This window comes from Paenibacillus sp. FW101-FHT12H11 (assembly GCF_058790355.1).
Genome location: NZ_JBYTCO010000014.1, coordinates 32,920 through 46,410 on the forward strand (window position 1 = coordinate 32,920; position 13,491 = coordinate 46,410).

General features: G+C 37.0%; 15 protein-coding genes. All 15 read left to right on the plus strand.

The window, feature by feature from the left end; genetic code table 11:
• Positions 1-2 precede the first annotated feature (2 nt).
• Positions 3-1,169 (plus strand): class I SAM-dependent methyltransferase, encoded by a 1,167-nt coding sequence (locus AC3WTJ_RS34420; protein ID WP_492525945.1) that lies wholly within the window; start codon positions 3-5, stop codon positions 1,167-1,169.
• A 4-nt stretch (positions 1,170-1,173) separates the two neighbouring features.
• Complete coding sequence (locus AC3WTJ_RS34425) at positions 1,174-1,875, plus strand: formyltransferase family protein (RefSeq protein ID WP_492525947.1); 702 nt, start codon at positions 1,174-1,176, stop codon at positions 1,873-1,875.
• Positions 1,872-2,588, plus strand: a complete 717-nt coding sequence (locus AC3WTJ_RS34430; RefSeq protein WP_492525949.1) for a WbqC family protein — start codon at positions 1,872-1,874, stop codon at positions 2,586-2,588. Before AC3WTJ_RS34425 ends, AC3WTJ_RS34430 begins: the two co-directional genes overlap by 4 nt.
• Entirely contained in the window at positions 2,581-3,318 is a 738-nt protein-coding gene (locus AC3WTJ_RS34435; protein WP_492525951.1) for a cephalosporin hydroxylase family protein, read from the plus strand. Before AC3WTJ_RS34430 ends, AC3WTJ_RS34435 begins: the two co-directional genes overlap by 8 nt.
• 3 nt (positions 3,319-3,321) lie before the next feature.
• A complete protein-coding gene (locus tag AC3WTJ_RS34440; RefSeq protein WP_492525953.1) occupies positions 3,322-4,461 on the plus strand; it encodes a DegT/DnrJ/EryC1/StrS family aminotransferase in 1,140 nt (379 codons plus the stop codon).
• A gap of 145 nt (positions 4,462-4,606) precedes the next feature.
• The gene (locus AC3WTJ_RS34445) at positions 4,607-5,794 is read left to right on the plus strand and encodes a DegT/DnrJ/EryC1/StrS family aminotransferase (RefSeq protein ID WP_492525955.1); all 1,188 of its coding nucleotides are present in this window, start codon (positions 4,607-4,609) and stop codon (positions 5,792-5,794) included.
• Between the two features lie 3 nt (positions 5,795-5,797).
• On the plus strand, positions 5,798-6,376 hold the full coding sequence (locus tag AC3WTJ_RS34450; RefSeq protein ID WP_492525957.1) for an acyltransferase: 579 nt from the start codon (positions 5,798-5,800) through the stop codon (positions 6,374-6,376).
• Positions 6,373-7,680 (plus strand): nucleotide sugar dehydrogenase, encoded by a 1,308-nt coding sequence (locus AC3WTJ_RS34455; RefSeq protein WP_492525959.1) that lies wholly within the window; start codon positions 6,373-6,375, stop codon positions 7,678-7,680. Before AC3WTJ_RS34450 ends, AC3WTJ_RS34455 begins: the two co-directional genes overlap by 4 nt.
• A 25-nt stretch (positions 7,681-7,705) precedes the next feature.
• Positions 7,706-8,746 carry a Gfo/Idh/MocA family protein gene (locus AC3WTJ_RS34460; protein WP_492525961.1) on the plus strand — a complete coding sequence of 347 codons (1,041 nt, stop codon included), beginning with the start codon at positions 7,706-7,708 and terminating at the stop codon, positions 8,744-8,746.
• A gap of 86 nt (positions 8,747-8,832) precedes the next feature.
• Positions 8,833-9,246, plus strand: coding sequence for a flagellar protein FlaG (locus AC3WTJ_RS34465; RefSeq protein WP_492525963.1), 414 nt, complete (start codon positions 8,833-8,835; stop codon positions 9,244-9,246).
• 29 nt (positions 9,247-9,275) lie between these two features.
• On the plus strand, positions 9,276-11,195 hold the full coding sequence (fliD, locus tag AC3WTJ_RS34470; protein WP_492525965.1) for a flagellar filament capping protein FliD: 1,920 nt from the start codon (positions 9,276-9,278) through the stop codon (positions 11,193-11,195).
• Positions 11,196-11,229: 34 nt separating this feature from the next.
• Positions 11,230-11,634, plus strand: a complete 405-nt coding sequence (gene fliS / locus AC3WTJ_RS34475) for a flagellar export chaperone FliS (RefSeq protein ID WP_492525967.1) — start codon at positions 11,230-11,232, stop codon at positions 11,632-11,634.
• The gene (fliT, locus tag AC3WTJ_RS34480; RefSeq protein WP_492525969.1) at positions 11,627-11,968 is read left to right on the plus strand and encodes a flagellar protein FliT; all 342 of its coding nucleotides are present in this window, start codon (positions 11,627-11,629) and stop codon (positions 11,966-11,968) included. Before fliS ends, fliT begins: the two co-directional genes overlap by 8 nt.
• A gap of 417 nt (positions 11,969-12,385) precedes the next feature.
• The gene (locus AC3WTJ_RS34485) at positions 12,386-12,583 is read left to right on the plus strand and encodes a cold shock domain-containing protein (protein ID WP_028556842.1); all 198 of its coding nucleotides are present in this window, start codon (positions 12,386-12,388) and stop codon (positions 12,581-12,583) included.
• Positions 12,584-12,779: 196 nt separating this feature from the next.
• Entirely contained in the window at positions 12,780-13,334 is a 555-nt protein-coding gene (gene hpf / locus AC3WTJ_RS34490; RefSeq protein ID WP_127453305.1) for a ribosome hibernation-promoting factor, HPF/YfiA family, read from the plus strand.
• Positions 13,335-13,491: the final 157 nt, after the last annotated feature.

Here is a 13,491-nt window from a genome sequence, read left to right on the forward strand (position 1 = left end):
TAATGTTAACTTGTAACGTTTGTTATACTTCGATTGAAAAACCTGTATATGTATCCTCTAAACCGGTTTCCATTACTTCATTGTGTGAAATCGCTAATATTCAGACAATTGTTTATTATTGTGAACACTGTGGTCATCTACAAACAAGTTCGATGGGAAATATCGATGAATTTTATAACAAAGAATATAAAATATTAATAAATAGTGATGAAGAAGATCAATTATATGACATTATTAACAATGTGAAGATATTTCGGACTGAACATCAAGTGAAAACACTTATAAACAAAGTAGATATACCATTAAATGCGAAAGTTCTTGATTATGGGTGTGCTAAAGGGGCTTCCTTAAAAGGCTTAATAAAAGAAAGAGCTGATATTAACCCTTTTCTTTTCGATGTTAGTGATATGTACATCCCATTTTGGCAAAAATTTGCGATCGAAGGCAATTGGTCAATTTATAATCCCAATGAGGATTGGAATGAAGAAATGGATTTGATAACTTCCTTTTTTGCGCTTGAACATGTTGAAGATCCTAAACTAATGTTAGAAAAAGTAAGAAGATTATTGAAGGTAGAAGGAATATTTTACTGTATCATACCAAACGTATATAAAAATATTGCGGATTTTGTTGTAGTTGATCATATTAATCATTTTTCAATAAATTCATTGAACTATCTTTTTAATAATTCAGGATTTGAGCTATTGGAAATTGATGAAGTTTCGCACCAAAATGCTTATATTATAATTGCAAAGAAAAGAGAAGAAAAGATAGTTTCAGAATTTCAAGTGAATAAAGATTTAAAAAATACGGTATCTAATATGGCTAAGTATTGGGAAACCTACGCTCAGAAAGTAAAACATTTCGAAGAGGATCATGCTAATCAAAAAAGTGCAATTTATGGATCTGGCTTTTACGGTACATTTATCTATACTTGTCTTTCAGATACTTCGAAAGTTTGTTCGTTTTTGGATCAAAATCCGTATCTCCAAGGAAAGCATATATTTGATAAGCCAGTCATAGCACCATCCAATATAGACCCTTTGATTGAAAATATATATGTAGGATTAAACCCTATCAAAGCTTCAGCTATTATCAATGAAATTAGTATTTGGAAAGAAAGCCGACATCATTATTTTTTCCCCCCCAAAGAATTAGTAGGAGGTTAGTAAAGTGAAAATAGGAATTATTGGTTCTGCGGGCGGAAGTGCATTCAGTGAACTTTATTCTCTAATCAGAGAACAGCAAGTAGATGGATCTGAAAACCACCAATTTTATATTGTTACTGATAGAGAATGTGGTTTAGAATCTATATGTAGTAATAATAATTTACCTTATCGCAGGATTGTACAAAAAGATAATAGGCTTTTTTCAAAATATGCAAAAGAATATTTTGATAGTGTAGGTGGAGTAGAATTTGTGCTTTTGTTTTTTTCTAGACTAGTTACATCTGATTTATATTCTAATTACAACACGCTTAATATTCACCCAGCACTACTACCTTCTTTTAAGGGTATGAGTCCTATCAAGCAGTTTATTAAAGGCAAAGCTAGATTTTTAGGTTCAACTCTTCATTTGGTAGATGAAAGTATAGACGGAGGGCCAATCATAGCTCAAGTTAGTATGCCTATAAAGGACAACACTCCAGAAGAAAAATTAAATAAATTTTCATTTATTCAGAAAACGTATCTTGCTGCAGTAGCAGTAGAATTATTTGAAAACAGATCGATTACAATTAATTCAAATAAATCTAATTTCATTTTAAATGGTGATCTACCTTGTAACGATAGATGTAATCCTAGTCTAACAAATCGGTATTATTATAATGGTATTAGGAATTTGCAAATGGTGGAAAATGTTGAGGTGATTATTTGACAAAAGTAGTTATTTCACAGCCGATGTTCTTTCCGTGGGTAGGATTATTTGAGCAAATACTACTTGCTGATGTATATGTTCATTACGATGATGTACAATTTTCTAAAGGTAGCTTTGTAAATAGAGTTCAAATAAAGTCTCATGATACTATAAAATGGTTAACAGTTCCACTTAGAAATCATAAGTTAGGGGACTCAATTAATCAAGTTTTCATAGATAAGAATAAAGATTGGATTAATAACCATATTTCTCTATTAGCACAAACATATATGAACGCACCTTATAAAAAGGACTTACTCGATATTCTTAATTATGTTTATGCACAATCTTTTAATACGATATCGGATTTATCAGTCGCCAGCATTACAGCTATTTGTGAGTACTTTAATATTAAAAATAAAAGGGTTATCTATTCTTCGGATTTAAATATTTCTGGTCGATCAAGTCAAAGAGTATTGGAAATAGTAAAGTATTTAGAGGGAAGTACATATATAACTGGTCACGGGGCTAGAAATTATTTGGATCATGAGTTGTTTGAAAGAAATCAAATAAGCGTAGAGTATATGGATTATAAAAAAACGCCATATCCTCAGATACATGGTAATTTTACTCCATATGTTTCAATCTTAGATCTTATTGCCAATACTGGAACTGATGGTATCAAGTATATAGCATCGACTACAAAAAAATGGAGGGAATTTATAAATGAATGAGATTGAAAAATTTAATAAGGAAGTTGAACAAAATATAGAATCCATATCTAAGGATAAAGAGTTACAAGATGTATCAAACGTTTGGCTTCAAGATATTACCAAGCATAAGTACGCCTATAATTTCTCATGGTTAGGTCGCCCAATTATTCAATTACCTCAGGACATTATAGCAATGCAGGAAATTATTTGGGATGTTAAACCAACTGTTATTATTGAGACTGGCATTGCTCACGGAGGGTCATTAATATTTTATGCTTCTATGTTGGAATTACTAGGAAACCATGGCAAAGTAATTGGAATAGATATTGATATACGTATTCATAATAGAATAGAAATAGAGAAACATCCTATGTTTAAACGCATTACATTAGTGGAAGGATCATCAATAGACATTGAACTGGTTAATGAATTAAAAGAACATATCAGCGAAGATGATAAGGTGCTGGTTGTTCTTGATTCCAATCATACTCATGAGCATGTGCTAAGAGAATTAGAGCTTTATTCAAATTTCGTAAGAAAAGATAGCTATATTGTTGTTTTTGATACTTTAGTTGAGGATTTACCTGACCAAATGTTTGAAGATAGACCGTGGGGTAAGGGAAATAACCCAAAAACAGCAGTCCACGAATTTTTGAAAACAAATTCGAGATTTTCTATCGATAAAAGTATTCAATATAAACTATTAATGACAGTCGCCCCTGATGGATATCTTAGATGTTTGGAGGACTAAATCATGGAAAATATAAAACGAATTCCTGTTTCGGGTCCATCCATTACAGAAAAAGAAATTGCATATGTAAATGATGCAGTTCAAAATGCATGGTATGAAAATGCAAATATGTACAATGAAAAATTCGAAAAAGCCTTCGCCGTATATATTGGATCAAAATATGCAATTGCATTGCCTTCATGCACATCAGCAATACACTTATCCTTACTTTCCTTAGGCATTGGCGAAGATGATGAAGTGATTGTCCCAGACTTGACATGGATTGCATCTGCCGCTCCTATCAGTTATGTAGGAGCTAAGCCTGTGTTTGTTGATATCGACAAAAAAACCTGGTGTATATCCGCTGATGCTCTTGAGAGCAAGATTACAAAGAAAACAAAAGCAGTTATCATTGTGGACTTATACGGTAATATGCCAGAAATGGATACTCTTTTAAAAATTGCTCGAAAACATGGTATTAATGTAATAGAGGATGCTGCTGAGGCAATTGGAAGTGAGTATAAAGGAAGAAAAGCTGGCTCGTTTGGTGATGCCGGTGTTTTTAGTTTTCATGGTTCTAAAACAATGACTACTGGGGAAGGTGGTATGCTTGTTACAAATCATGAGGATATTTATAAGCGATGTTTATTTCTTCGAGATCATGGAAGAATCCCGGGAGATAAAATGTTTTGGAATACTGAAATAGCTTACAAGTATAAGATGAGTAGTATGCAAGCTGCTCTTGGATTGGCTCAGTTAGAAAGAATAGACGAGTTAGTTTCCAAAAAACGAGAGATTTTTGGTTGGTACAAAGAAGAACTTCAGTGTTTTCAAGGAATAACTTTAAATTCTGAAGACGTTCATACTGTCAATACATTTTGGATGGTTACTATTGTGTTAAACCCTGATTTTGGAATTTATAAAGAAAAAATTATGACTTTGTTGAGTGAATGGAACATCGAAACAAGACCAATATTTCACGCATTAAGTTCTTTACCAGCTTATAAGGAAAATGTTGGCCAAAATATTAAGGCTGAAAACCCAAATGCTTATTTGATTGCTCCTTACGGAGTTAACTTGCCGTCAGGTTTAAACTTAACGAGACCTTTAGTTAAATATATTTGTGATTGCCTAAAAGAAATATTAAATAAGAAATTAAGTTAATAATTCAAGTTTTTCGCCATATTCTCTGCACGTCATTTGTTCTTGTCACCAAATAATGACTGAATAAAAATGTCGTATAGCTGATCTATAAATTTATTTGAATCCAGGATTTATTGTTAGATTGCACTATTCCCTGAGGTGAATTATGAAGATTCCACTACTAGACCTTTCCAAACAATATGATTTTCTCTCATCAGATTTAAATAAAGTAATGCTAAAGGTTGCATCATCAACGCAGTATATTAATGGTCCCGAAGTCACTGCATTCGAGAAAGAAATAGCAGAGTATCTAAATTGCAAACATGCCATATCTTGTGCGAATGGAACAGATGCCTTAGTTTTGTCATTAAAGGCCTTGGGTATTGGAGTAGGGGATGAAGTGATAACCTCGCCCTTTACCTTTTTTGCTACAGCTGAGGCTATTTCTAGTGTAGGAGCTACTCCAGTTTTTATTGATGTGAAGGCTGATACATATAATTTTGATACAGATTTACTTGAACAAAAAGTAAGTCCTCGAACGAAAGCTATAATACCTGTTCATATTTTTGGACAGCCTGTTGACATGGAGCCTGTTAAAGAAATTGCTCGCAAATTTAATTTGTTGATTATAGAAGATGCATGTCAAGCTATAGGTGCTGAATATAAAGGTCACAAAGTTGGGACGTTAGGTGATGTAGGATGCTTTTCGTTTTTCCCAACTAAAAATCTGGGAGCCTTCGGAGATGGCGGCTTAATTGCCACGAATAATGATCGTACAGCAGCGATACTAAGAGGTTTAAAAGCTCATGGAAGTGGGAATGTCGGAAAGCTTGCTTATAATTACCTGAACCCAGTAAATGAAGAATCTAATGTAATTAGTCATTTGGACGATCGTTCGGCTAAATATTATAATTATTTAGTTGGTTATAATTCTAGATTAGATGAAATCCAAGCCGCAGTTTTACGCATTAAATTAAAATATTTAGATAAGTGGAATGAAGCAAGAAGACGACTCGCTAATAATTATAATAGTAAGTTAGAAGGAACAAATTTTGTTCTACCGACTGTTTTAAATGATGTTAAGGAAGTTGTACATTTATACGTTATTCAAACAGGAAAAAGAAAAGAATTAGTACAGTATTTGCAGGAAAAGGGGATTTCCACAGGCGTGTACTATCCAGTACCACTTCATCTTCAAAAAGTATATGAGCCTCTTCAATATAAAATTGGGGATCTTCCAATTTCTGAATATTTAGCTAACAGAACACTGGCACTGCCCTTGTACCCTGAAATGTCAGATGATGAGCAAGCGTATATAATTGATTGTATTCATCAATTTGAAAGCGAGATGTAATGCATGGAACTCGATTATTTCCTTCACGAATCAAGTTACGTAGACCAACCGTGCGAAATCGGAAAGGGTACTAATATATGGCATTTTAGTCATATTATGGAGGATTCCCGTATAGGAATGAACTGTAATATCGGTCAAAATGTCGTTATCTCTCCGAAAGTTGTTCTAGGTAACAATGTTAAGATACAAAATAACGTATCCGTTTACACTGGAGTTATATGTGAAGATGATGTTTTTCTCGGCCCATCTTGTGTGTTTACCAACGTAAAAACCCCCAGAAGCCATATAAATCGCAAGCAAGAATTCAAGCAAACACATGTTGGCAAAGGCGCTACAATTGGCGCTAACGCTACAATTGTTTGTGGGAATAACATAGGAAAGTTTGCTCTGATTGGAGCAGGTGCAGTAATAACAAAGAATGTTCCTGACTATGCTCTTGTTGCAGGTAATCCATCTAAGATTATTGGTTGGGTCTGCCAATGTGGCGAAAGGCTACAGTTTGAGTCTAAGCAAGCTAGTTGCTTAACTTGCCAAACTGATTATACGAAGAATGATCTGGATGTAAGGGAAGTGTTGAAATGAGCGAGAAACTACTAAAAAAGATACAGGATAAAACAGCAATCATCGGGGTTGTAGGTCTCGGTTATGTAGGGCTTCCACTTGCATTGGAAAAAGCAAAAGCAGGATTTCGTGTGGTTGGTTTTGATATACAGACAGATAAAGTTGAAAAAGTAAATCTCGGTATAAATTACATTGGTGATATCGTTGATAGTGAATTCAGTAAGATTGTTTCACAAGGTATGCTGACTGCAACAGCTGACTTTTCATTCGTAAGAGATGTAGATTGTATAGCCATTTGTGTTCCAACGCCACTTGATAAATACTATCAACCTGACATCTCATACGTAGTAAATTCTACGAGAGATATCGCTAAGTATTTAGACAAAGAAATGTTGATTATTCTTGAAAGTACGACCTACCCAGGTACAACAGAAGAAATATTGAAACCCATCCTTGAAGAAGGCGGGCGTGTATGTGGTAAAGACTTCTTTTTAGCTTTCTCACCTGAACGTGTGGACCCTGGCAACAAGCTTTACGGAACCAAGAATACACCTAAAGTTGTGGGTGGTGTAGGTGAAACTAGTACGAAGCTTGCCGCGGCCTTATATCGCAGCGTTCTGGAAGGAGAGATTCATGAAGTTTCTAGTCCTGCCGTGGCAGAGATGGAGAAAATTCTTGAGAATACCTTCCGAAATATTAATATTGCACTTGCCAATGAGATGGCGATTCTTTGTAACAAAATGGGTATTAATGTTTGGGAAGTTATTGATGCTGCGAAGTCCAAACCTTATGGGTATATGGCTTTTTATCCAGGTCCTGGTTTAGGTGGGCACTGTATTCCAGTAGATCCGTTTTATTTAACTTGGAAGGCTCGGGAATATGATTATCATACACGTCTAATTGAAACTGCTGGTGAAATAAACATTTATATGCCTCAATTTGTAACGGAAAGAAGTATGAAGATCTTAAATCGTTTTAGGAAGACGATGAATGGAGCCAAAATATTATTGCTTGGAGTTGCTTATAAACAAGATATCGATGATTTGCGTGAATCTCCAGCTCTGAAGGTAATAGAGCACCTTGAGAAAGAAGGAGCAGAAATAAGTTATTATGACCCTTACATTCCTCATTTCAATCTTCATGGGAATGAATATCAATCCATTGAACTTAATCAGGATACACTTCGCAATGCTGACTTGGTAATTCTCACAACCATGCACACACAGTTCAATTACGAAAATATTGCCAAGGATGCTTCTTATATTTTTGATACTAAAAATGCTTTTAAACTTATTAAAAATCGTGACAATATCGAAGTTTTATAATAAGGATAGGAGCGTCCGATACAATATGACGGATAGAAAGATTAAAATAGCCTTGGTTGGCTGTGGGCGGATATCAGTAAACCATTTCGAAGCTATTCAAAACAACCCTAGTCTAGAGCTTGTAGCGGTTTGTGATGTAATTGTAGAAAGAGCGCGGGAAGCTGGAGATAAATGGGGCGTCGCTTTCTATGACTCTTATGAGGCAATGTTAGAGCGAACAGATATTGAGCTGATCACTGTATGTACGCCAAGCGGTTTACATCCACAACAAACGGTTATGGCTGCAGAGAATAAAATCCATGTAATTACTGAAAAGCCGATGGCCCTATCTTTAAAAGAAGCGAATAAAATGATTCAGGCCTGCAATGATAATGGTGTTAAATTATTTGTCGTTAAACAAAATCGTTTGAATAGCACGCTTCAGCTTGTCAAAAGAGCTGTTGATAAAAATAGATTTGGTAAAATTTATATGGTTTCTGTCAATGTTTTCTGGCAAAGACCGCAAAGCTATTATGATTCGGCATCATGGCGCGGCACCTGGGAACTTGACGGTGGAGCATTTATGAATCAAGCAAGCCATTATGTGGACATGATGGAATGGCTAATTGGGGATGTAGAGAAGGTATACGCGATAACAGATACCATGGCTCGTGATATAGAGGCTGAGGACACAGGAAGTGCCGTACTTCGTTTTAAAAATGGAGCTATAGGTAACATGAATGTAACTATGCTTACGTATCCTAAGAATCTTGCTGGGAATTTGACGATTCTTGGGGAAAAGGGTACCGTTGTCGTTGGGGGTACATCCGTTAATACTATTGACAAATGGGACTTTGAAGACTCTGATAATGATGATGAGCTGGCAGCTAACGTTAGCTACTCACCTCCATCTGTGTATGGATTCGGACATATTGGTTACTATCAGAATGTAGTAGATGTGCTCTTTAACGGTGCCGAGCAAGGGACGGATGGAAATGAAGGAAAGAAATCATTAGAGGTAATACTGGCTATTTATCAATCGGCCAGAGAACAAAAGGAAATTAAGTTGCCACTAATAGAAAATTAGTAATTATTTAAAGAAGATCTATAACAACTAAACGACCTCTATCCGATATAAAAGATATATCTATATCTTCGGATGGAGGTTTTGCTATGAGCATTAATAACCCAGTCGGCGGGTTCGGAAACAACGGAGGAGAAATAAAACAAGCCCCTGAGCCAGTAAAGGTACATAAGGTAGATGAGATCGGGACCAATGATGCAGCAGCATTCATTGCATCTAATATTACAAGCACGACAGAACTTAAAACTGCTGAATTACAAGGCGAAAATGTCACAATTAGTGATGCACAACTAGTAAAAGCTATTGAACATGCAATTAAAGCAATACAAGGGAGAACAACGTCTCTTGAGTTTTCAATACACCAAAAAACGAAGCTAATCTCAGTTAAAGTCCTGGACAAAGATACGGGGGAGACGATACGCGAAATTCCGCCAGAAAAGAGTCTGGATTTCGTGGCTAAGCTCTGGCAGATGGCAGGAATACTTGTGGATGAGAAAAGATAGATAAAATTTATTGAGAGGAGAGAAACGACATGGTATTAAGATTAAGTGGTTTTTCTAATTCCGGTATAGATATTGATGATACAGTTAAAAAGCTAGTTGCTGCTGCTCGGATTCCGCAGGACAAGTTGAAACAGCAAAAACAGTTGCTGGAGTGGCAACGCGATGATTACCGAGCGCTAAATACAAAAATTTTAAATTTCCGCAGCGCTGCTTCTGATATGACGCGTCAAGCTATATTTCAAAGCAAAAAATCCTCATCTGCTGATGAAAGTGTGGTTTCAGTTACTTCAACGGCTACTGCTCCGGAAGGAATTTACTCATTAAAGGTGATCAAGCTAGCTACATCAGCTTCAGTAACTTCTGAAAAAACGGGACAATCGTCTGAAACTGCGGAACTTAAAGCCATTGATCCAGCCTTTACAAATGCCACGACCCTTTCTATTGGTGGCGAAAAAGGGTCAGCGACGATTAATGTTAAACCTACAGATACTATTGCTGGCCTAGTGGCCGCTGTTAACGCTAAAACGAGCACTACAGGTGTAACGATGAGTTACGATGCAACATTGGATAAGTTCTTTTTTGCTTCCTCATCCACGGGAAGTAAAGCAGGAATTGATCTTAAAATGGGCAGCGAGTCGAATGGACATAATCTTTTGACCTCGGTATTAAAGTTAAGTGTGGATGACGATAACAACAATACTACCCCGAGCATCCCGCTTTCAACAGATCAAGCCAATAAGGGTCAAATCTTGACGGGTACTCAATCATTCGTGAGTGGTATCACAACACTGATTGATAAAGATTTGACAACGACTCAGAAGTTTCATATGGAAGCTAACGGGAAGACGTTAGACATGGATATTACAAAAACGACAACAGTTGGCCAGCTTATTGATCAAATCAATAGCTCTGATATTGGTAAGTCAGGTGTGTCAGCTTACTTGGATGCAAACAATAAGATTGCTTTCAATAATCCAGATCAGACAAAAGCAATCACATTTGGTGATGCAACGTCAGACACATATGATCTTCTTGATAAATTGGGTGTTAAGGCACCAGTCGTAGCTGGAAATCAGGATTATGCTTCATTCAGTAAAACTGGGCAAAAAGCGCAGGTTGAATTCAACGGAGCTTCTGCAGAGTATGACACAAATACGTTCTCTATTAGTGGTATGAACATTACGATCAAAAAGGAACAAACTACAGCTGTTAATATTACAAATACACGCGATGTTGATAGTGTCTTTAACTCAATTAAATCGCTCGTGGATAAATATAATGATCTAATTGATACTGTGAATACTAAAACTTCGGAGAAGCGTAATAGAGATTATGCTCCGCTTACAGATGAACAACGTGAAGCAATGAAAGATGACCAAATTGCAACATGGGAAGCAAAAGCTAAAAGTGGTTTGTTGCGCAGTGACTCTCTGTTGACAAGTGCTATGAGTGGTTTTAGATCAGCTTTCTCTAGTTCAGTAGAAGGTCTCCCGGTAGGTAATGCCAAAACGCTGTCTCAAATTGGTATTTCCACAGCTAATCTTAGCGGCACCAGTATTTCGGGGAGTTATCTAGAGAATGGTAAAATTTATATCGACGAGGATAAGCTTAAGAAAGCTATTGCCGAAACGCCAGATGAAGTTATGGCTTTATTCACAGCGAACGATGGCCTTAAAGACTCGGATAAAGGCGATGGTTTGGCAAGACGATTGTCTGATAAAGCAGATGCTCTTTTCAAGAATATTACTGCTAAAGCAGGGGTTACAAACAGTGTAGACACGAGTTATCTAATGGGAAAATCGCTTAAAGACATGGATAAAAGAATTGATGACTTCAATGATAAACTATCAGATCTCGAAACTCGTTACTATAACCAATTCACCGCAATGGAAAAGTATATGAACCAAATGCAAGCCCAAAGTGCACAGTTGACACAACAAATGGGCTAATAAAGGTTCTACTTTAAACTAGGGGGAAATAACTATGATTCAAGCCCAACGCAATAAATACTTGGAGAATACGGTTCAAACGGCAAGCCCAGCACAGCTGCTGATTATGCTATGTGATGGGGCAATCCGTTTTTGCCGTGCAGGTATAGAGGCCTTGAAAACAACCAACTACCAAGACGCTAACACCAACCTAGTCAAGGTACAGGACATTATTAGCGAGTTTTCCATTACAATTGATCGGAACGCACCGATCGCTGATGATTTATTGAGACTATATGAGTATTTTAATCACCGTTTAATTGAGGCTAATATCAAAAAGTCAGTTGAACCTGCCGAAGAGGTGCTTGGTTATTTGATTCAGCTGAAGGAAACTTGGTTGCAGGCAGCTAAGCAAGTTAATGCAGGCTCTGCAACACCTGCCGGAGCGCTGCATGGATAAGCTGGTCGTGGAGTTGGAGCAACTTACGCAACAGGGACTCGCGGAGCTTGTAATGATGGATGCGGAACATATTTCTGGGTTTATGGAGAAGCGGGCAAACATTATGCAAGCCCTTCTTAGAGCGACAGAAGCGGTGACAGCGAGGGATAAAGAGGCTTATCAGTCACGTATTCAAGCTGTAATCAGTCTTGATCCCATTTTCTTGAAGAAGTTGCAACAGTTTAAGGATGAAGCTAGTTTGCAACTAGCCAAGCTGGAAACGGGTAAAACTCAGCGTAACGCGTATGATAACCATTATGACGGTGAAAGCTTCTTTTTTGACCGTAAGAAATAAGTTTATACACAGTAACCTTTTGCGGCGGCAGAAGGTTTTTTGTTTATCAACCGGTTCCTTACGCTTTCATACCAGTAATGTGGACAGGCAATTCATTATAGAACTTATTATGTGCACAAGCACACCGTAACGTAACCAACTTACCCATATCTAACGAAAACACACCTGTGGATAATGTGCACAAACCTGTGCATAACTATGTGCACAAAGTGGATAAACCCGCGCCACGACAATATTCTACAAATTTTGCAGTTATCCACGGTTTGTATATACCCGAATTTTCAAAAAATTTACTTGATTGGCAAGTTTCAAATTGACAGGTCAAGCAGACGGGTGTTATAGTCAAAAAGTAAGGGCTTACATTATTCATTTGCTTACGATTATAACATTTTTTAAAACGAAGGGAATGTGTACGTTATGCAAGGTAAAGTGAAATGGTTCAACGCAGAGAAAGGCTATGGTTTCATCGAGCGTGAAGATGGTGGAGATGTATTCGTGCATTTCTCAGCTATTCAATCCGAAGGATTCAAAACGCTGGACGAAGGTCAAGCAGTAGAGTTTGACATCGTAGAAGGCGCACGCGGTCCGCAAGCAGCTAACGTTAGCAGACTATAATCACCCGGCACGATTGGTGCCGCTAGTATACACCTACGAACATGCACACCTTGGGAGTCATCCCGGGGTGTTTTTTTGCGTAGATTAGAAAGCATAACGTTTATCCTTGGTATACATATTATGCTCGGAATTTAAAGGAATTATGAAGATGGGGTGGAATGTAGTATACTGTAAGTAGGAAGGGAGATGTTTAACTATGATGATTAGCATTCGCGGAGAACACCTTGAAGTAACTGAGGCCCTCAGGGACTATGTCGAGAAAAAATTAAACAGACTAGATAGGTATTTTGAAGCTCCCCTTACATCCGATGTACAAGTAAAGCTAAGTGTGGTCAAAGATTTACAAACCATCGAGGTCGCCATTCCTTTAACTGGCGTGCTGCTTAGAGCAGAGGAACGCAACTCTGATATGTATGCTTCGATTGATTTGGTTGTGGACAAGTTAGAGCGCCAAATTCGCAAGCATAAAACTAGAACCAACCGCAAAATTCGCGAAGAAGGCGGCAAGCGTGATTTGTTTAAAATGGAAACATCACCTGTCACTTTCGTGGAAGAGGAAGAAGACTTTGAATTGGTCCGCAACAAACGCTTCGATTTGAAGCCGATGGATGTGGAGGAAGCGATTTTGCAAATGAATTTGGTTGGTCACAGTTTCTTTGTTTTCTCCAATATGGACACAGATTCTGTCAACGTAGTTTATAAGCGTAATGATGGCAAGTATGGATTGATTGAACCGGCTATTTACAAATAAAATAAATACTTACAAAGAGCTTGATTCGATTCGGTCGAATTGGGCTCTTTTCTATTAATACAGCATTGTAGATGCGTTTATTTTGCATGCATGCATTTCCGATAACGATTCAATACTATACAAATAAGCTAAAACGTGAAACTTTTGAAGGCCATAA